General features: G+C 64.7%; 19 protein-coding genes. 7 read left to right on the forward strand and 12 right to left on the reverse strand.

From position 1 onward, the window contains the following. Window positions 1-26 precede the first annotated feature (26 nt). Genes KNN17_RS12670 through uriH form a run of 3 tightly spaced genes read right to left on the reverse strand, consistent with a single transcriptional unit; the run spans window position 27 to window position 3,433 of the window. Window positions 27-971 (reverse strand): ribokinase, encoded by a 945-nt coding sequence (locus KNN17_RS12670; RefSeq protein ID WP_241709420.1) that lies wholly within the window; start codon window positions 969-971, stop codon window positions 27-29. Further along, the gene (uriT, locus tag KNN17_RS12675; protein ID WP_241709421.1) at window positions 968-2,395 is read right to left on the reverse strand and encodes a uridine transporter UriT; all 1,428 of its coding nucleotides are present in this window, start codon (window positions 2,393-2,395) and stop codon (window positions 968-970) included. Before uriT ends, KNN17_RS12670 begins: the two co-directional genes overlap by 4 nt. Then, window positions 2,396-3,433, reverse strand: coding sequence for a uridine-preferring nucleoside hydrolase UriH (gene uriH / locus KNN17_RS12680; protein WP_241709422.1), 1,038 nt, complete (start codon window positions 3,431-3,433; stop codon window positions 2,396-2,398). A gap of 222 nt (window positions 3,434-3,655) precedes the next feature. Between uriH and KNN17_RS12685 the strand changes: the two genes are divergently transcribed. After that, a complete protein-coding gene (locus KNN17_RS12685) occupies window positions 3,656-4,660 on the forward strand; it encodes a LacI family DNA-binding transcriptional regulator (RefSeq protein ID WP_372489672.1) in 1,005 nt (334 codons plus the stop codon). A 120-nt stretch (window positions 4,661-4,780) separates the two neighbouring features. Here the strand turns inward: KNN17_RS12685 and KNN17_RS12690 are convergent, their stop codons facing one another. The 8 genes from KNN17_RS12690 to KNN17_RS12725 form a co-directional block, all read right to left on the reverse strand. Continuing rightward, complete coding sequence (locus KNN17_RS12690; RefSeq protein ID WP_241709424.1) at window positions 4,781-5,404, reverse strand: LysE family transporter; 624 nt, start codon at window positions 5,402-5,404, stop codon at window positions 4,781-4,783. Window positions 5,405-5,447: 43 nt separating this feature from the next. Beyond that, window positions 5,448-5,681, reverse strand: coding sequence for a PIN domain-containing protein (locus KNN17_RS12695; RefSeq protein ID WP_241709425.1), 234 nt, complete (start codon window positions 5,679-5,681; stop codon window positions 5,448-5,450). 172 nt (window positions 5,682-5,853) lie between these two features. Then, window positions 5,854-7,107: an RNA polymerase sigma factor gene (locus KNN17_RS12700; protein WP_241709426.1), complete on the reverse strand. Its 1,254-nt coding sequence runs from the start codon at window positions 7,105-7,107 to the stop codon at window positions 5,854-5,856. A gap of 3 nt (window positions 7,108-7,110) precedes the next feature. After that, on the reverse strand, window positions 7,111-7,470 hold the full coding sequence (locus tag KNN17_RS12705; RefSeq protein ID WP_241709427.1) for a YciI family protein: 360 nt from the start codon (window positions 7,468-7,470) through the stop codon (window positions 7,111-7,113). A gap of 113 nt (window positions 7,471-7,583) precedes the next feature. Beyond that, window positions 7,584-8,399: a methyltransferase domain-containing protein gene (locus tag KNN17_RS12710; RefSeq protein WP_078107399.1), complete on the reverse strand. Its 816-nt coding sequence runs from the start codon at window positions 8,397-8,399 to the stop codon at window positions 7,584-7,586. Window positions 8,400-8,451: 52 nt separating this feature from the next. Then, window positions 8,452-9,678: a pyridoxal phosphate-dependent aminotransferase gene (locus tag KNN17_RS12715; RefSeq protein WP_078107400.1), complete on the reverse strand. Its 1,227-nt coding sequence runs from the start codon at window positions 9,676-9,678 to the stop codon at window positions 8,452-8,454. A gap of 25 nt (window positions 9,679-9,703) precedes the next feature. Beyond that, window positions 9,704-10,357, reverse strand: coding sequence for a hypothetical protein (locus KNN17_RS12720; protein WP_241709428.1), 654 nt, complete (start codon window positions 10,355-10,357; stop codon window positions 9,704-9,706). A gap of 81 nt (window positions 10,358-10,438) precedes the next feature. Next, a complete protein-coding gene (locus KNN17_RS12725; protein ID WP_241709429.1) occupies window positions 10,439-10,951 on the reverse strand; it encodes a MarR family winged helix-turn-helix transcriptional regulator in 513 nt (170 codons plus the stop codon). 102 nt (window positions 10,952-11,053) lie between these two features. On the opposite strand from KNN17_RS12725, the gene KNN17_RS12730 reads away from it, so the two are divergent. Continuing rightward, window positions 11,054-13,273: an MMPL family transporter gene (locus KNN17_RS12730; protein WP_241709430.1), complete on the forward strand. Its 2,220-nt coding sequence runs from the start codon at window positions 11,054-11,056 to the stop codon at window positions 13,271-13,273. Here the strand turns inward: KNN17_RS12730 and KNN17_RS12735 are convergent. Beyond that, window positions 13,249-14,184, reverse strand: a complete 936-nt coding sequence (locus tag KNN17_RS12735; RefSeq protein ID WP_241709431.1) for an NAD-dependent epimerase/dehydratase family protein — start codon at window positions 14,182-14,184, stop codon at window positions 13,249-13,251. The two genes, KNN17_RS12730 and KNN17_RS12735, sit on opposite strands and share 25 nt — an antisense overlap. 151 nt (window positions 14,185-14,335) lie before the next feature. Here KNN17_RS12735 and KNN17_RS12740 point away from each other — a divergent pair, with 151 nt between their 5' ends. From KNN17_RS12740 to KNN17_RS12760, 5 genes are all read left to right on the forward strand, one after another. Then, complete coding sequence (locus KNN17_RS12740; protein WP_241709432.1) at window positions 14,336-15,061, forward strand: TetR/AcrR family transcriptional regulator; 726 nt, start codon at window positions 14,336-14,338, stop codon at window positions 15,059-15,061. Window positions 15,062-15,082: 21 nt separating this feature from the next. Next, entirely contained in the window at window positions 15,083-15,859 is a 777-nt protein-coding gene (locus KNN17_RS12745; RefSeq protein ID WP_241709433.1) for an oxygenase MpaB family protein, read from the forward strand. A 340-nt stretch (window positions 15,860-16,199) separates the two neighbouring features. Next, window positions 16,200-18,065, forward strand: a complete 1,866-nt coding sequence (gene dnaK, locus KNN17_RS12750) for a molecular chaperone DnaK (RefSeq protein WP_078107406.1) — start codon at window positions 16,200-16,202, stop codon at window positions 18,063-18,065. A gap of 2 nt (window positions 18,066-18,067) precedes the next feature. After that, the gene (locus KNN17_RS12755) at window positions 18,068-18,730 is read left to right on the forward strand and encodes a nucleotide exchange factor GrpE (protein ID WP_241709434.1); all 663 of its coding nucleotides are present in this window, start codon (window positions 18,068-18,070) and stop codon (window positions 18,728-18,730) included. A 282-nt stretch (window positions 18,731-19,012) separates the two neighbouring features. Further along, a complete protein-coding gene (locus tag KNN17_RS12760) occupies window positions 19,013-19,978 on the forward strand; it encodes a DnaJ C-terminal domain-containing protein (RefSeq protein WP_078107408.1) in 966 nt (321 codons plus the stop codon). Window positions 19,979-20,001: the final 23 nt, after the last annotated feature.

Raw genomic sequence — 20,001 nt, forward strand, 5'->3', positions numbered from 1 at the left:
GTGGAGGCGTAAAAGCGCAGGCTGGGTCAGGAAATCCGCAAATGCTCCAGGACTTCCTCGGCGCCGGGGTAGGCCGCCTGGGTGCCCTTCTTGGTCGTGGCGAGCGCCGCGGCAACCGATGCGAACGCCGCGGCTTCGGCCAAGGTCTCGCCCGCGGCGAGACGGGCAGCCACCGCGCCGGTGAAGGCATCCCCTGCACCGGTCGTGTCCACGGCATTGACCTTGGTGGGTGCGATCCGGGAGATCTGTTCTCCGGGCGCCGCGAGTGAATCCAGCACCACCGAGCCGTGGGACCCGAGGGTCACCAAGACCCGCTCCAGTCCCCGCTCGGCGAACTGGCTCCGGACTGACTCCCAGGCGCTGGCGTGCGCTCCCGGGTGCGGCATTTCGGCGTCGCCCAGGAACATGGACGCTTCATGGGCGTTCACCAGCACGACGTCGCTCAAGGCGGCCAGGCTCTGCGGGATTTCGGCGTACGGGGAGAGGTTCAACAGAACTGTTGCGCCGGCGTCGTGCGCTGTTTTGGCGGCAGCTTCCACCGTGTCGAGGCCGACCTCCAGGCAGAGGCAGAGCACTGCCGCGTCGTCGAAGGCGTCCGCCGACACGTCCGCCGGGGCGAGCGTTCCGTTGGCGCCGGCCGAAATGATGATGTTGTTCTCACCGTGCGCGTCCACCGCGATAACCGCGACGCCGGTGGCGGCATCCGCGGAACGGCGGACGCGCGAAACGTCCACGCCGCCCCCTTCCGTGGAGGCGAGCAGCATGGCGCCGTTGGAATCGTCTCCGACGGCGCCGATCAGGCTCACGGTGCCGCCCAGTTTGCTCGCCGCGACGGCCTGGTTGGCGCTCTTGCCACCGGGATTGACCGCGAAGCCATTGCCGTGGACGGTTTCACCGGGGAGCGGGAGCCGCTCGCAATAGATGGTCAGGTCCGCGTTCAAGGACCCGACGACGACGATCCGGCGGCTCACTTTCCGACCTCGGCTTCGAGGGGCTTGGGGATGAGCAGCGACGCCGCGAAGGCGGCAACCGTGATGGCAAGGCCGACGACGACGACCGTCAAATATGAGGCCTTGGCGTCGCCGAGCGCGGAGGTCGCCACAAGGACAGCCGGCAACACCAGGAAGCTCAGTCCGGCGCCGAGGTTGAAGGCCCCGGCGTTCATGCCGGGCAGGAAGCCGGGGTTGCCGGCGGGGGAGAGGACGACTCCGAGTCCATTGAGCATGATGTTGACCGTACCGGCGTACATGATGCCGAGCAAGGCCGTTCCCACGATCATGAGGGGGAGGCTGCTGAGTCCGAGGAACGCGATGACGGCCAGGGCCGCGATGCTGCCCAGCATGCCGATGCGCAGGACTTTGGTGTAGCCGAGCACGGGAGCGAGCCGGCCGCTGATGGGGCCGAATACCCAGCCGAGGAGGGCGTACGGCGTGAGGATCATGAGCGACATCTCGGTGGGGCCGACCCCGAATCCCGGTGCCGCGGCCTGGACGTAGGCCGGGACGATGCCGTTGATGACCGCGAAGATGCCGGTCATGGCGAGGGTGGTGGTCAGCAGCGGCGCCCACGTGGAACGCTGGCGGAGGTGGACGGTTTCCACCATCGGTTTCTTGGAACGCTTCTCCACCGTCCAGAAGGCGGCGAAAGCAACAGCAGCGACCACGATCAGCCCGATGGACAGCATGAGCGTTCCGGAAGAGAAGGCGCCAACCAGCTTGGATCCCTCATTGAGGGCTGTCAGGAGTGCGCCCACGGCGATGACGATGAAGAACACGCCCAGCCAGTCCATGCCGGTGCCCGCGGCAGGCTTGCTCTCGCCGGCAAGGATGGCGATCAAGGCCGTTGCCACGATGGCGAGGCCAACCATGAGCCAGAAGATGCTGCGGAAGCCGAAGTGCTCGGCGAAGTAGCCGCCCACGAAGGAGTCGACGCCGGCAACGCCGCCGTTGACTGCCGTGATGAGGCCCATCAGGGCTCCGTATTTGCGCGGGTTGTCGACGGCGGAGCGCAGCATGATGAGGCAGAGCGGCACGGTGGGGCCGCTGACGCCCTGGATGATGCGGCCCACGAAGAGCCAGGTAACGTCGGGCGCCATCGCTGCGATGACCGAGCCGATCGCCATCAGCAGCATCATGCCGAGGAGGATCTTCTTGCGTCCCACGATGTCGCTCAGGCGCGGCAGGAAGAGCGAGAACAGGGCTGCGGCCGTGAAGAACCAGGTCTGCGAGAGGCCGATGACTGCCTGGTCCGTGTGGAGCTCGTTGCCCATGGTGACCAGGGCCGGGCTGAGCATCGATGCGTTGAGCTGGAAGGCCACGCAGGCGGCCAGCAGGGCGACCATGAGTGCGGCGACGTTGCCGCGGTTGGTCTTGGTTTCATTGATGAGCGTGGTCATTTACTTTGCCTCTCCTGCGATGCTGACGGCGACGGCGGCGTCGGCGGCGCTCATGGTGGCGGGAGCGCCGGCGTCGGGCTCACCGATGCGGATGATCGCGTCGGTGACGAGGTTCCAGAACTTCTCGTGGTCAAGGTCGACCGCGACGGAGGTGTTGCAGTCGGCTGGTGCGGGGGCCCGGAAATCTGCCACGGTCATGCCCAGGGTGAGCTTGCCCTGCAGTTCGATGTCGACCGGGACCTTGCGGGTGGTCATCACGGTGGGGTCGATGACGTATGCCACGGCGCAGGGATCGTGCACCGGGGGATAGTCGAATCCCTGGGCGTCCTTGTAGGTCTTGGTGAAGAACTCCATCAGTTCCATGACGAACTTGGCCGGCTTGGTGCCGACGGCGGCGATCTTCCCGACCACCTCGGGAGTGGCCAGGGCCTGGTGCGTGAGGTCCAATCCGACCATCACCACGGGCCACTTTTCGTTGAACACGATGTGCGCGGCTTCGGGGTCGATGATGATGTTGAACTCGGCCACGGCACTCCAGTTGCCTACGTGGTAGCCGCCGCCCATGAGGACGACTTCCTTGACGCGTTCAACGATGCGCGGCTCCTTGCGGGCGGCCATGGCGATGTTGGTGAGTCCCGCGGTGGGGACGAGGGTGACGGTGCCCGGCTCGTGCGCCATGATCGTTTCGATGATCAGGTCCACGGCGTGGCGCGGGTCCAGTTCGATGGTGGACTCGGGCTGTTCGGGGCCGTCCATGCCGGTTTCGCCGTGGATGTCCGGTGCGGTTTCGATCGAGCGCACCAGCGGACGGTCGCAGCCGGCGGCAAAGGGAACACCCGTGATGCCTGCGATGGTGCCCACGGACAGGGCGTTGCGGGTGACCTTTTCGAGGGTCTGGTTGCCGACCACCGTGGTGACGGCGAGCAGCTCGATGTCCGGGTTGCCGTGGGCCAGCAGCAGGGCCACGGCGTCGTCATGGCCGGGATCACAATCCAGGATGATCTTCTTGCGTTCACGGGTCATGGTGTTGGGATCCATGTTCATCTCCACGTCATTGGGGCCTGCCGAGGCAGGGCGCTAAAGCATTCAGGGGAATTCTGGCACTGGCTTGCGTGTCGCGTCAAGCGCTTAACGCAAAACACGTCAAGCGCTTGATGCGTTGGCGCGTGGGAATTGGCTGATTCCGACTACGATCGTTGTATGGAATCCGCCGAACCAGTGCATCGGACCTCAAGCCGTACGCAGCGCGTCACCGCGGCGATGGTGGCCTCCTTGGCAGGGGTCTCGACTGCGACGGTGTCCTTGGTTGCCAATGGAAAAACCCAGGGCAGGGTCTCCGAGGACAACATTTCGCGGGTCCGCAGGGCCATCGCCGAGCTTGGCTACGTGGTGGATGGCATCGGCAGTTCCTTGGCCAAGGGCGTGAGCTCGATTGTGATCCTCGTGGCGCCGGACATTTCCAACCCCTTCTTCGCGAAGGTCATCGCCGGAGTCCGGGAATCGCTCGGCTCCGAGTACCAGCTGTTGCTATCCGTCACCGACGCCGGCGAGTTCCCCCGGGCGGAGGATGTCCGAAAGCTCATGGCCCTTCGCCCCGCCGGACTGCTGGTGGATGCGCCCAACGCGGCCTTCCTGGAGGACCTGTCCGTCGCCGGGCCCCTGGTCCTTCTGGATGCGCCTGGCCTTGAGGCCTACGCTCCGTCGGTGAACCTCGATGTCGCCCACGGCGCCCGTGAATTGGCCGCGCACCTTGCGGCCTCCGGACACAAGCGCGTTGCGTACGTGGACAGCGTGACGGGCACAGCGACATTCGAGGTGCGCCGGGCTGCCTTCTTGGATGAGGCAGATTCCTGCGGTATTTCGGTGGCGGACTCCCACATCATCAGTACCACCATCGACGTCGGCGCTGCCGCGGCTGCCTTCGCTGCCGCCTGGCCGGACTGGCAGCGCGCCGGGGTCACCGCCGTCGTCTGCGGAACGGACACCCACGCCTACGGTGTGCTGCAGGAGGCCCGCGTGGCCGGGGTCCGGATTCCGGAGGAACTCGCTGTCGCCGGCTTCGATGACCTGCCGTATTCGGCCACGAGCAACCCGAGCCTGACCAGCGTGCATTTGCCGGCCACCCCGCTGGGTCTCCAGGCCGGGAAACAACTCCGGGGCCTGATGGAAGGCCGCGAGCTGGAGCAACCGCAACTGACGCTCGAGAGCTCATTGGTGGTACGCGGCTCCACGGGCTTTCCCCTTTCCCCATCGATTGCTGAGTAATTGTCGCTTTGAGGGTTCAAAACGACCGTTTTGGAGCAATCGATGGAGGCTGTGGATAACTTCTGCGTCGCTGTCACCGCTGTGGAGCGCACTTGGCCGGTGGGGAGCAGTCGAGTTGTTTTAGTGGATGGCGGCGAGCAGCACTCCCACGGACATGAAGAGCACGCCGAAAGTGCGGTTGAGGACTTTTTGTCCGTGCGCGTTGTGCGTGAACCGTTGGAATGAACGGGCCGCCAAGGCGAAGAAGAACCACATGACGCAGATGTCGATGAAAACGATCGTGGTGCTGAGGATCAGATACTGCGGAATCAGTGGCTGCTCGGGGCGGATGAATTGCGGCATGAAGGCCAGGAAGAAGACGATCGCCTTGGGGTTGAGCAGGTTGACCCAAATGCCTCGCTGGAACATCGACCACGCCGGCTCGTTCCGCCGGGCCTCCACTTTTTCCTTGTCCAGGTCCGGCCGGTGCAGGAACTGCCGGATGCCCATGTACACGAGATATGCCGCCCCCGTGTAGCGGATCACGTTGAAAACCACGGGTGAGCTCGAGACCAGAACACCTACCCCGAGAGCCACGATCAGGATATGGATGATCAGTGCCGCCTGTTGGCCCAGCACTCCCCAGATGGAGCGGCGGAATCCGGAGTTGAGCGAGTTGCTCATCGTGGAGATGGCGCCTGCGCCGGGAGTGAAACTGATCAGGGTGCCGGCGCCTACCAGGGCCAGCCAAAGCGAAATTTGCACCAATCCAGCTTATGCCCGCAGGGCGGGACGGCGAGACGAATGGCTACCAGATCGTGCTGACGAGTCGGAATTCCTGGAGCACCCGATCGGACATCACAAGCGTCGAGCCCTCGACGGCGGCCCGTGAGTACTTGTAAGCCAGTTCATAGGCCGAGGCAGCTGAGGCAAAAGTTCGATTTTCGAGATCTTCGATGATCGACCGGGCCGTGCTGGACAATTGTTCTGGCCTGGTCATCGCGAGCACCAACGCGTTGGAATCCAAGAGGAACGCAGTCATTCCCACTCCGCCAGTTCTTGCTCCGTCTGAGGGTCGAACAGGTTGTCAGGAAGATCGATCTGACCCAGGAAGCCCAACTCGCGCTTTCGAGGATGCTCAATACGAACTATTCGTGGATGATCATGGTTTGAGGCTATTCGCGGCCGAGGAGCACAACCAGAGACCACTTAGCCTATGTGGACAACTGCCCGAGTTTGGCCACCTTCACCAGGAGATACTGCCGCTCCTGCAGACTCCCGGTCTTCTTCGCCGCGGTCAGCAAGCACTCCCGGGCGCCCGCAGGGTCGCCGGACATTTCGAGCAGGTGTCCGCGAACGGCGTCGAGCCTGTGCCAGTCTCCCAGCCCGGTCCCAAGCCCATCCAACAGCTCAAGGGCCGCCCGCGGGCTTTCCGCCATGGCCACCGCAACTGCCCGGTTGAGCGTCACCACCGGGCTTGGCGCTACGGCTTCGAGGACCGTGTACAACGCCAGGATCTGCGGCCAGTCGGTCTGGGCCGCGGACGGTGCCTCGGCGTGGACCGCCGCAATGGCGGCCTGCAGCTGATAGGGCCCCGGACGCCCGGCCCCCAGCACCGTTGACAAGAGTTCGAGACCTTCGGCGATCTGGGCCCGGTCCCACAGCCGGCGATCCTGCTCGGCGAGCGGCACCAACATCCCGTCCGGGAGGGACCTCGCGCGTCGTCGCGAGTCGGTCAGGAGCATGAGGGCCAGCAACCCGCCCGCTTCGAACTCGTCCGGGAGCAGCTCCCGAAGGAGCCGGGCAAGGCGGATGGCCTCGGCAGTGAGGTCTTCGCGCTGCATGGATGGGCCGGAACTGGCCGCGTAGCCCTCGTTGAAGATCAGGTACAGGACGTGGAGGACGACGCCGAGCCGCGCCTTTCGCTCGCCCGGTTCCGGGAGCTCGAAATGGGCTCCCGCCTTCTTGATGCTCTGCTTGGCCCTGCTGATCCTTTGGCCCATGGTGGCTTCCGGGACAAAGAACGCGCTGGCGATTTCCGCCGTCGTGAGCCCTCCGACCGCCCGCAATGTCAGTGCCAGTTGCGAGGGTGCTGACAGGGCCGGGTGGCAGCACAGGAAAAGGAGGGTGAGGGTGTCTTCCGCAATCCCGTCCGTCTCACTGCTCGGGGAAGGGTCTTCTCGAGGCGGCGGTTCCAAGGCCGCCGCGCGTTGTTCGCGTGCCTGCCGGGCACTTTCGCTGCGCCAGTAGTCCACCAAACGCCGTGAAGCGACCGTGAGCAGCCACGATCTCGGGTTCTCCGGAACACCGGAGGCGGGCCATTGCATTGCTGCCGCGAGCAGCGCTTCCTGGACGGCATCCTCGCATTCGGCGAACTGGCCGTGCCTTCGGATGAGCACGCCAAGGACCTGCGGCGCGAGCGTGCGCTGCAGGTCCTCGAACGTGGATTCCTTGGAAGGTGCGGCCAAGCGCTAGATCTCCGGCGGAGCGTCCTGGACGCGGCGCAGCTCCACAACCGGTGCGTATTTCACGATGCTGGAGCAGATTTCCACGGCCCGTTCCTCGCTGGCGACGTCCACTACCCAGTAGCCGATGAGGGATTCCTTGGCCTCGGCGAAAGGTCCATCGGTGGTGATGACCCCGTTGTCCGTCTGCTTGACCAGCTTGGCAGTACCAGGATCGGCCAATCCGGCGTTGAAGACCATCTCGCCGGAATCAGTAAGGTCCTTGTCGATCTGGATCATGAATCCGATCATTTCCCTGATCCACTCGGGGTCCGCGGCCTCCATCATGCCCTCGGCAGAACCAAACATCATGATCATGTATTTCATCTCGAACTCCTTTATCAGGGCGCTCCGTGTGGACGCCTTCGTTCATAAGTCGGAACTGCAGGACGGTTTTCGACATGGGCCGAGGGAAATTCCAAGAAACTTTGGGCGGCCGGCTAGGCCCGTGCGATGACTTCCCCGTTCGGGATCAGGAAGAAGCCGTCATCCGTGGAGCCCCAACGGTGCCAACCGGCGGCGATCCTGGCGAGGTCTGCCTCGTTGGCCAGGCCATATTCCAGCGCCTGCTCGGCAAAGGCGGAGTGCAGGACGCGTTCGCTCCACACACGCGACTGCCAGCGGCGCTGCTGCGCGGTGGCGTACAGCCAGTTGCTGCTGGAGGGAGCGACGTCGGTGAAGCCCGCCTGCTGCGCCCAGGACACGAGCCGCCGCCCGGCGTCGGGTTCTGCTCCGTTCCGTCGGGCGATCTTCTGGTAGAGCTCCATCCAGTCGTCGAGCTCGCGGACCTCCGGGTACCAGCTCATGCCGTGGAAATCGGCGTCGCGGACTGCAACGATGGCGCCGGGTTTGGCGACACGCCGCATCTCGCGCAGCGCGGCGACGGGGTCGGTCAGGTGCTGCAGGACTTGGTGGGCATGGACGAGGTCGAAGGTCTCGTCCTCGAAGTCCAGATCGTAGATATTGCCCGTGACGAACTCCACGTTTTCCACGCCACGCTCGGCCGCGAGCGTCGCAGCCTGCGCCACGATCTCGGCGGAACGGTCGAGCCCGACGACCTTCGCGGGAGCCACCAGCTCCGCGAAGTCGCACGTGATGCTCCCGGGCCCGCATCCGACGTCGAGCACCGACGTCCCGGCGGTGAGATGCGGGATGACAAACGCGGCAGAGTTCTCGGCTGTGCGGGAGGCGTGGGCGCGTACGACGGACTCGTGGTGGCCGTGTGTGTAGACGTCTTCAGGCTTCTGCTCGTTCATAGGGAAACGCTACCCCGATGGAGCCGAAAGCGGGCGGAACTGCGCGTGGCCCTTACGCCTGGGGCCGGTTCCGATACGCCGCCAGGAACGTGGCGATCCGCCGCACGGCTTCCTCGATCTCGCGGACGGATGGCAGGATGACGAAGCGGAAATGGTCCGGGGCTGGCCAGTTGAAAGCCGAGCCGTGGGAGACCAGGATCTTCTGGTCCTGCAGGAGGTCCAGGACGAATTTCTCGTCGCTCTCGATCGGGTAGACATCAAGGTCCAGCCGCGGGAACAAATACATCGCCCCGGCTGCAGGAACGCAACTCACCCCGGGAATCGCCGTCAGGAGCTTCAAGGCCAGGTCCCGTTGTTCGCGGAGCCTGCCGCCTGGCCTGATGAGTTCCTCGATGCTCTGGTAGCCGCCAAGGCAGGTCTGGATGGCGTGCTGCGCCGGAACGTTGGAGCACAAGCGGAGGGACGCCAGGAGCTCCAACGCTTCGCGGTATTCGGCAGTTGCCGCGTGCGGGCCGGTCACAGCGACCCAGCCGGCCCGGTAACCAGGCATCCGGTAAGCCTTGGAGAGGCCGCTGAAGGTGAGGACGCAGATGTCGTCTGCCACGGATGCCGTATGGATGTGCTGGGCGTCCTCGTAGCGGATCTTCTCGTAGATCTCGTCGGAGAAGAGGACAAGATCGTGCTTGCGTGCCAGTGCCGCGAACTCCTCCAGGATGTGGCGCGGGTATACAGCACCCGTGGGGTTGTTCGGGTTGATGATGACGATGGCTTTGGTGCGCTTGGTGATTTTGGCTTCGACGTCGGACATGTCCGGCCACCAATTCCGGCCCTCGTCGCAAAGATAGTGAACCGGCGTTCCGCCTGTGAGGGTCACCGTTGCCGTCCACAGCGGATAGTCCGGCGCGGGGATCAGGACCTCGTCGCCGTTTTCCAGGAAAGCCTGCAGCGTCATGGAAATCAGTTCGCTGACGCCGTTGCCGATGAAGATATCCTCGACGCCGATATTCATGAGGTTTTTGGTCTGGTAGTACTGCGAAATCGCTGTGCGCGCCGTGAAGATGCCTTTGGAATCGCTGTACCCTTGGGCGCCGCGGAGGTGGTGGATCATGTCCACCACAACCGACTCTGGAGCTTCCAGTCCGAACGGCGCGGTGTCCCCGAGATTCATCTTGAGGATGCGGTGCCCTTCGGCCTCCATGGTCTTGGCGGCTTGGAGGATGGGCCCGCGGAGTTCATAGCGGACGTTCTGTAGTTTGCTGGAGTGCTGCATCGGACGCATGGTTGATCATTTCACGTCCCGCGCCTCACTCCCATCGGATGATGACCGGCAGGCTGCTCGTGTTGGCCGAGACTTCGCGTTCGGTGCCGCGGACTGCCACCACAAAGTGCTGGAGATCGTCCGCCGAGGCCAGGACCTCGAAATGGCCGGTGGGATCGCTCACGACGGCGGTCGCCGACGAATGCGGGCGGATATAAGCCTCGGGGATGCCCTTGTTGTGGACGTCGACCAACCTGCCGTGGATGAGGCGGGCCAGCGTGGAAGCGGCAAGCAGGGGTTCGGCGACCGGAGGCCCGGAGGGCTCGTCGAGGCTTATGCCCACAGGGACGCGGACCAGGAAGCCGAGGCCTTGGCGGATCCCGGCGTCGTATTCGTCCGGTTGGAATTCACCGCTGGAGACCACGGAGTACTGGGTGTTTTGTTCGATGGCCACCAGGAGCTTCTCCATGTTGTCCAGTTGCGTGGGTCCATGGCATTCCACGGCCACTTTGAGCTCGAGGTCCAGCAGCGGCCCCTCCCGCCGGGACCGGCCCACCCTGTTCATGGCGACGGCGTGGACCGTGACGGGAGCGTCGGAGGATTGACCCCTTGGCGGTTCCGAACCGTCGTCGAAACGGACGCGCACTGGAGAGACGGCGTCGGAAAGTATCCCGAGGAGCTCGGTCAGGGATGATCGCACAACACCCACGGTGACACTCCAGTCCACAAAGTGGTCCAGCTAGCCGTTGTGCACTACGTTACTCCCGCACTGGTCCGCGAGTCACCGGGGTTCAGGCGTCACTCCATTCGATGGTTGGCTGTTTGCCGGGACGTCGTTGCGGGCCGTCTTGGTGGCCTCGATGACGCCTTGCATGAAAGTCATGACTACGTGGACTTCTTCCGGCGAAAGTGCGTCAATGACAGGGGTTATGGCGCCCGCCAAGGGAGAGAACAATTCGCTGCCGGTGGCGCGTGCGGAGTCAGTCATCTCCAGCTGGACCTGCCGACGGTCCTTTTCGCTGCGGCGGCGTGCCAAATGGCCTGCCCGGTCAAGTCGATCCACAAGCGCGGTTGTTGCCGGAGAACTCAGGTTGAGTGCCGCCCTGAGCGCCCCGGGAGTCATTGTCTTGCCCTCCCGCGCGGCGGCCACCATGGCCGCCAATGCGTTCAGGTCCGTTCGATGGAGATGGTGGCGGTTGCTGACAGCCTCCACGTAGCGCTCCGTTTCGACCGTGAACTGCTGGAGAAGCCCAAGGAGTGCCGCTGCGGACCGAACGTCGTGATTGTCATCCATGAGGCCTCCTTCAGCCTCAAATTATCCCACCGGGATGCCATTGACCAATTATCTCCATGATAGATATATTTCACCATGGAAGTAATTACGGAGGGGGCGGCCATGATCGACAGACGGCCTGGAATCGGGCGACGAAGCAGTTCGCGGTGGTGGGTGGCGGCGGCGGTGCTAGCGCTGGCGGCGTGGATGGTCATCGGTGGAATCGGCGGCCCGACCTTTGGAAAGCTCAGCGAGGTGTCCAGCAACGACCAAGCATCCTTCCTGCCGGCGAGCGCCGAATCCACCGAAGCCCGCGCATGGCAAAGCAAGTTCGCTTCCAGCGGCAGTGTTCCCGCGGTGGTGCTGTTCGAGTCTCCCGAGAAACTTTCACCCGCTCAACTGGCCGGATTGGCGCCCCTCGGCACCCAGCTGTCCGCCGTCGCCGGGGTCAGCCATTCGACGGCGATGGTCGGGCCGATTCCGTCCGCGGACGGCAAGGCGGTGCAATTCATCGTCCCCGTGGAGGAAGGAAACGGTGTCAAGGAGAGCATTCAAGCACTTCGCGCAAACGCGACGGGGTATGCGGCGGGGGCAGGGCTCCCCGCTGGAACAACCAGCTACGTGACGGGACCGGCAGGCTTTCTCGCCGATTTGGTGAACGCTTTTGGCGGCATCGACGGGATATTGCTCTTCGCGGCGCTGGGCGCCGTCCTGGTCATCCTGCTGGCAGTCTATCGATCCGTGGTGCTGCCCTTTGTGGTGCTCCTTACTGCCGTCTTCGCGCTTTGCGGGTCCATCTTGGTGGTCTTTGCCTTGGCGAAGGCGGGCGCAATCCAATTGACAGGACAGAGCCAAGGGATCCTGTCCATCCTGGTGGTGGGCTCGGCCACCGACTATGCGCTCCTCTTTGTGGCCCGTTACCGTGAGGCCTTGGGTGACGCGTCAAACAAATGGTCGGCTGTGGGACGCGCGTACAAGGGTAGCTTTGGGGCCATTGTGGCGTCCGGCACGACGGTCGCGCTGGCGTTGCTTTGCCTGCTCTTCTCGGAACTGAATTCAAACCGGGGGCTGGGGCCTATCGGAGCGATCGGAATCGTCTTCTCAATGTTGGCTAGCCTCACGCTGCTTCCCGCGGCGCTTGGACTTCTCGGCCGGTCCGCATTTTGGCCGCGAACGCCGAGGAAAGCCCAGGCCGCGAGTGCTGCGGCGAGTGCCGCCGTCGCCGCCCCGGCCCACTCCAACATTCCCCGGGTCTGGAGGCGTCTGGCCGGAATCATAGCCAAGCGGCCCAGGGCCGTATGGCTGGGGGCCGCCGCCGTTTTGGTGGTCTGCGCTTCAGGCCTGCTGCAACTCCAGGCGAGCGGTGTTCCGCAGTCGGCACTCATCCTGAGCAAATCCGAGGCTGTGGACGGCCAAACGGCTGTGGGCCGGCACTATCCGGCCGGCGCAGGAAGCCCCGTAGTGGTGGTGGCCGAGGAAAAGTCGGCAGCCGTGGTGCTTGCCGAAGTCAAGGCCCAGGAAGGCATCTCGGATGCATCCGTGGTTGCCGTTCCACCGGATTCCGGAGCCCGACCGCTGGCTGACGCCGCGACCGGTGCTGCCCCCTTGGTGCGGGACGGACGGGTGTTGATCAATGCCACCCTGTCCTCGGAGGCCGACTCGGCGAAGGCCGAACAGACCATCGCCACGCTCCGGCAGAAGCTCCATGACACGGCCCCCGGAACCCTGGTGGGAGGAACCACGGCCACGGCCACGGACACCAACGCGAGCGCGCAGTCGGATTTGTGGCGCATCATCCCGATCGTCTTGGCGGTCATCTTGTTGGTGCTCATGGCACTGCTGCGGTCCATCCTGGCGCCGCTCTTGCTGATAGGAACCGTGGTGCTGTCCTATGCCGCCGCGTTGGGTGTCTCGGCCTGGGTGTTCAACCATGTGTTTGGATTCCCCGGAGCGGATGCCTCGGTTCCGCTCTTCGGTTTTGTCTTCCTTGTAGCCCTCGGCGTGGACTACAACATCTTCCTCATGACCCGCGTCCGGGAGGAGTCGATGCTCAACGGAACCAGGGCCGGCATCTTGAAGGGGCTCGGTGCCACCGGCGGAGTGATTACCTCGGCCGGCGTTGTCCTTGCTGCAACCTTTGCCGCCCTGGGGGTCATTCCGATCCTCTTCCTTGCGCAGATTTCCTTTATCGTGGCGTTCGGGGTGCTGCTCGACACGACGATCGTGCGATCGCTCCTGGTGCCTGCGCTGTCCTACGACGTCGGGTCCCGCATCTGGTGGCCGGGACGCTTGGCCCGCCATCCGGCGTCGAAAGAGGATCAGCGGGCGGCCACGGCTTCCTGATCCCGCCACCAGGCCACGGTCGCCGCCATCGCGTCCGCGCGCGGCGTCGGTTCCAGCCCGAGCTTGGCCTGGCTCGCCGTGGAATCCATGACGAACGGCCGCTCAAACTGGTACATCATTTCGGCCAGCTCCCGCATGTCGGTTGAAAACAAGCCGAGTGCCCGGAGCAGCCAACCGGGAACCACGCTCAGCTTCGGTTCGGGAACGCCGGCCGACCGTGCGAAGTTGCCGGCAATTTCCCGCATCGTCATTGCCGGTCCCGTGGGGGCGTGCAGCACCGAGTTCCAGAGTTCGGGCTTCTGGGCCGCGGCGATCATGGCTGCGGCGAGATCCGGGACATAGGTGAAAGAGTGCGGCTGCTCGGCGCTTCCGAGAACCTGGACTGTCTTGCCCTTCAGTATCAGCGGGACCATGCGCTCGCCGGCATGCGCCATGCGTGCCCGTGGACCGAAGAAATCGCCTGCCACCACGCTGACGGTGTTCGCGGCGTGGGTTTGCCGGGCCTTCAGCAGGGCGGAACGGATCCCGCGTTTCCCGCCGGCCGCTTCGCGCGGGCTGCTTTCAGTGAGGGTATTGTCCGGCTCGCTGTAGGAGTAAAGGCTTTCAGGGAAGACGACGACGGCGCCCGCCGCCCATGCCGCGTCCATCACCACCCGCTCTGCAACAGGGAGTTCGGCCGCCCAGGCTTTGGCGCGATAGGCGGAACCGTGGATGCAGTGGAAGACGGCCGCGGCCCCGTCGAAGGCTTGCACCAACTTCGCCGGGTACGAGACATCCACGCGGAGCTTTTCGACCAGCGGGTGGTCCGGGCCGCTACCTGAGCGCGTCAGGACACGCACCTGTTCTCCGCGGTCCGCGAGTTGTTCGGCAATGGTCCATCCGACGGGGCCTGCTCCTGTGACGACATACATGGTGTTGCTCGCTTTCCGGCTGGGATCTATTGGTGGAAGTCTTGATTAGAGAGCGGTGCTCTCTGAATTCAGGATGGATCCTTTCGAATTGCATGTCAAGAGCATTGCTCGCATTTGTTTCCAGTGCTCTCCTTTATGGCATGCTGGATGCATGGACCTCCCCTTAGTTGCAGCGGCCAAGCAATCGACGCCCCGAGAGCGGGCCCGGGCCCAGACCGTGGCGGACATCATCCGGCTGGGCCGTCAGCACCTTGCTTTGCATGGCGCCGCGGGCCTGTCCCTGAGGGCAGTTGCGCGCGACCTCGGCGTGGTGTCTTCTGCTGTGTACCGCTATGTGGAGAGCCGCGACGAACTGCTGACCCTCTTGCTGATTGACGCGTACGGAGAGCTGGGCGACGACGTGGATGCCGCCGTCGACGCCCTCCCTGAAGGCGACTATCGTGGCAGGTTCCTGGCGCTCGGCCGTGCCGTGCGGCAGTGGGCCCTGCGCGAGCCGGCGCGGTACGCCCTCCTGTTCGGCAGCCCGGTGCCCGGATACCAAGCGCCCGCGGAACGGACCACCGAACCTGGAACGCGGGTGATCTACCGGATGGTGGGGATCTTCGACGCCGCCTACCGCGCGGGCGCCTTGGCCGCCGAAGTGGCGCCCGCCGTCGTCGTTCCTCCCGCCCTCGCCGCGAACCTGGCGGCGGTCCGGGCCGAACTGGGCGTGGCCGTTCCGGAGCCCGCGTTGGCCCGGGGCGTGCTGGTGTGGACATCGGTTTTCGGCGCGGTCAGCTTCGAGGTGTTCGGCCAATACGGCGCCGACACCTTTGCCGCGCGGGACGAGCTCTTTGAGCACCAGCTCGAGGTGCTGCTGGGGGTCGTGGGGCTGTAGCCGCGAATGTACAGTAACTGCATGGGTCGTGGACTTGCTGACATCGGCGCGGAGGGCGTGTTGCTGGCCGGTGCAGGCCGCGCCATCCTGATGCAGGTCGCCGATCCCGCGGTCGGTCACGGCGTCGCCGAGCACAGCAATTTCGCCGAGCGGCCACTCGACCGCTTGCGTGCCACCATGACGTACGTCTACGCCGTGGTCTATGGCTCGGAAGAGCAACTGGCGGCGGTGCGCCGGGCCGTGAATCGTGCGCACGCCCCGGTTCGCCGGCCAGCGGACGAGGCGTCGAACGGGTACAACGCCTTCGATGCGCACTCCCAGCTCTGGGTCGTGGCCACCCTCTATGACACCGCTGTCACCGTTTACGAAAAGGTCCACGGAGCCCTCGACGACGACACTGCCGACCGGATCTACCGTGAGTATGCGCGGATCGGGACGGCCTTGCAGCTTCCCGCGGAACTCTGGCCGGCCGACCGCCCGGCCTTCGCGCGCTATCGGGACGATTCCTTGCGGCACCTCGAACCGGATGCGGCCGCTTTGCGAGTGGCCCACGAGCTCCTGTACCCCGCGAGCGGGCCGTTCTTGATGCGTTTGAGCATGCCGTTGGTCCGCCTGCTGACAGCCGGGCTCTTGCCGGAGCAGCTTCGCGCGGGATTCGGACTTCCTTGGAAGGCGCGTCACCGGCGCAGCTTCGACGCCATCATGCGGTTGTTGGCCGTGGCTTATCCGAGGCTTCCGGAAAAGGTCAGGCATTGGCCGAAGAACTACTATCTTGCCCAGCTCGGCCCGGGCGAATAACGCGCCGGCCCGTCCTCGACATCGCCGGAACGGTGCGCAGTCGCCGGAGCGTTCCGGCGAACCGGCACTGTTCCCGCGAGCTCGACGTCGGCCCTCAACCGGGCGTTCTCCCACGGCGAAATCGCCCATGGATCCCTGAGTTTCCGGGGTTCATGGGCTCTCGTTGAAAAGAGTTGAGCCTACTCGACTCAACTTTGGATTGACATTGAATGAGGCCTGAGTACAGTTGAGTGCAGAACGCTCAACTAGCCGAAGGTTGAGTGCTCCCCGGCTCCGAACCCTCCATGAGGAAAGGAATCGGGTGAAATCTCGATCGTCGGCCATTGAAAGGAAGCACCATATGTCACGCGCTGTAGGTATCGACCTCGGAACCACCAACTCCGTCGTCTCTGTTCTCGAAGGTGGCGAGCCCACCGTCATTGCCAACGCCGAGGGTGGCCGCACCACGCCGTCGGTCGTTGCATTCTCCAAGTCGGGCGAAGTCCTGGTCGGCGAAATCGCCAAGCGCCAGGCCGTCAACAACATCGACCGCACCATCGCTTCCGTGAAGCGCCACATGGGCACCGACTGGTCCGTCGCCATTGACGACAAGAAGTACACGCCGCAGGAAATCTCCGCGCGCATCCTCATGAAGCTGAAGAACGACGCCGAGAGCTACCTCGGCGAGAAGGTCACCGACGCTGTCATCACCGTCCCGGCCTACTTCAACGACGCCGAGCGCCAGGCCACCAAGGAGGCCGGCGAGATCGCCGGCATGAACGTTCTCCGCATCGTCAACGAGCCCACCGCCGCTGCACTTGCGTACGGCCTGGACAAGGGCAAAGAAGACGAACTCATCCTGGTCTTCGACCTCGGTGGCGGCACGTTCGACGTCTCCCTGCTGGAAGTCGGCAAGGACGAAGACGGCTTCTCCACCATCCAGGTCCGCGCCACCGCCGGCGACAACCGCCTCGGCGGCGACGACTGGGACCAGCGCGTTGTTGACTACCTGCTGAACCAGCTCAAGATCAAGGGCATCGACCTTTCCAAGGACAAGATCGCCCTGCAGCGCCTGCGCGAAGCTTCTGAGCAGGCCAAGAAGGAACTCTCGTCCTCCACCAGCACCAACGTCTCCCTCCAGTACCTCTCCGTCACCCCCGACGGCCCGGTCCACCTGGACGAGCAGCTGACCCGTGCCAAGTTCCAGGACCTCACCAAGGACCTGCTCGAGCGCACCAAGAAGCCGTTCCACGACGTCATCGCCGAGACCGGGATCAAGCTCTCCGAAATCGACCACATTGTGCTCGTGGGCGGTTCCACCCGTATGCCCGCCGTCTACGACCTCGTGAAGGAACTCGCCGGCGGCAAGGAGCCCAACAAGGGCGTCAACCCGGACGAAGTTGTTGCCGTTGGCGCAGCCCTCCAGGCTGGTGTGCTGAAGGGCGAGCGCAAGGACGTCCTGCTGATCGACGTCACCCCGCTCTCCCTCGGTATCGAAACCAAGGGCGGCGTCATGACGCACCTGATCGAGCGCAACACGGCCATCCCCACGAAGCGTTCCGAGACCTTCACCACCGCTGACGACAACCAGCCGTCCGTGGCCATCCAGGTCTTCCAGGGCGAGCGTGAATTCACCCGCGACAACAAGCCGCTGGGAACGTTCGAACTGACCGGCATCGCACCGGCCCCGCGCGGCGTCCCGCAGGTCGAGGTCACCTTCGACATCGACGCCAACGGCATTGTCCACGTCTCCGCCAAGGACAAGGGCACCGGCAAGGAGCAGTCGATGACCATCACCGGCGGCACTGCGCTGTCCAAGGAAGACATCGACCGGATGGTCCGTGAAGCCGAGGAGCACGCAGCCGAGGACAAGGCCCGCCGCGAGGCTACCGACACGCGCAACACTGCCGAGCAGCTCGCCTACTCCGTGGACAAGCTCATCGCCGAAAACGACGACAAGCTGCCTGAAGAGGTCAAGACCGAGGTCAAGGCCGACGTCGACGCCCTCAAGAAGGCCCTCGAAGGCACCGACGACGCAGCAGTGAAGACCGCTTTCGAGAAGCTGCAGCACTCGCAGTCGAAGCTCGGCGAAGCGATCTACTCGCACGCCGGTTCCCCGGATGGCGCAAGCAGCGCCGCTGGTGCTGAGGGCGCTCACGCCGATGCCAAGGCTGCCGACGAGGACATCGTCGATGCCGAGATCATCGACGAAGACGAAAAGAAGTAAGCATGCCTCACCACGGCAACGACGCAGAGCACTCACCGTCCAACAACGAGGGCAACGAGCAGCACAAGCCGGTCATTCGGGACAACCGCAAGGTTGACCCGGAGACCGGGGCCGCCCGCCACACCCAAGGATCGGCAGCTGAATCCAACGCCGCTGCCGCCGAGGGCGACGCCCTGTCCCAGGCTGAGGAAATCCTCAACGGCGTGGAGGTTCCGGCTGAAGAGTCGGTAGCCCCCGGAGCCGCTGCAGAAGCAGCGGCCGCGGAACTCCGCAACGACCTCCTGCGCCTGCAGGCCGAGTACGTCAACTACCGCAAGCGCGTCGAACGCGACCGCGCCGTCGCAGGGGAAATGGCCGTCATCGGCGTCCTGAACTCCCTGCTGCCGGTGCTGGACGACGTCGACGCCGCCCGCCAGCACGGCGACCTCGTGGACGGCCCGTTCGCCGCGATCGCCGCCAAGCTGGAGAATGCGCTGAAGACGTACGGCTTGGAACGCATCGCGGAAACCGGAGTCGAATTCGACCCCACGATCCACGAAGCACTCATCCAGCAGCCGGGCGAGGACATCGAAGTAGACACGGTCAGCCAAGTGCTGCGCTCCGGCTACAAGTCGGGCGAGCGCGTGCTGCGTGCGGCACAGGTGATTGTGGCTGTGCCGGCGTAGTTGTGCTCACCGCGCCTTCGCGGATGAGGGGGAGCATCGCGAAACGAGACAGGGGGCCCCGCCCCTTCGCCGGGTGGCCCAGGATCTGCGATCCTTGGCCACCCGGCTTCGGCAGCGGATATTGGCCTTCCCAACACTCGCAAGCTCGTGTCGGGGCCCTCGGCCAGATCCTTAGATGCCACTCCCGGGCCCCTTGCCTCGCTCCGCTCAGACGGTCGTCTCACCTAAGGTGGGATAAGCGCAGCGCACGCAACTTAACCAGAAACGAAAGAGAGTAGCCGAGTGGCCAGCCAGGACTGGGTTGAGAAGGATTTTTACGCCATCCTTGGTGTCGCCAAGGACGCCTCTGACGCTGACATCAAGAAGGCGTACCGCAAGCTTGCGCGGAAGTACCATCCGGATACCAATTCCGGGGATGCTGCTGCGGAGAAGAAGTTCAAGGACATCTCAGAGGCCTATTCGGTGCTCTCGGATGCCGAGGAGCGCCAGCAGTACGATGCCATTCGCGCCATGGGTGGTGCACGCTTCGCTCCGGGCGCAGCTCGCGGCGGGCCGGCCAATGGCGGCTTCGAGGACCTGTTCGGCGGGCTTTTCGGCGGCGGCGGACGCCAGCCTGCCGGTGCCGGCGGCATCCCTCCCGAGTTCGCTGACCTGTTCGGCGGCGGCTTCGGCGGTGGGCAGACCGGCTTCCAGCGAGCCCCGCAAAAGGGCAGCGACCGCACGGCGTCCACCTCGATTTCCTTTGCCGGATCCATTCATGGCACCACGGTGAGCCTGCGCGAAAGCAACGGCAACGTCATCGATGTGAAGATTCCCGCGGGCATCAGGGACGGCCAGAAGGTCCGCCAGCGGGGCAAGGGCAACCCCGGGGCGGCCGGCAACGGGGACCTCATCATCACGGTGAACGTCAAGCCCCACGATTTCTTCAACCGCGACGGCGACAACATCCGCATCCACGTTCCGGTCACCTTCGCGGAGGCGGCGCTGGGTTCCAACATCCACGTGCCAACGCTCGACGGCGACACGGTCACCGTCCGCGTCCCGGCGGGCACGCCTTCCGGGCGCACGCTCCGGGTCAAGGGCCGCGGCGTCAAGACGTCGAAGGGCACCGGGGACCTGCTGGTGACAATCGACGTCTCCGTACCACAGAACCTCAACAAGCAGGCCGAGGAGGCCGTCAAGGCGTTTGCCGCGGCCACTGCCGACGCCGACCCCCGCCACGACCTGGCCTCCAGGGCCCGCTTGTAGCGGCAGAACACAATGGGAGGGGA

Origin of the sequence: Arthrobacter bambusae (assembly GCF_022606295.1) — a bacterium.
Lineage (GTDB): Bacteria > Actinomycetota > Actinomycetes > Actinomycetales > Micrococcaceae > Arthrobacter > Arthrobacter bambusae_A.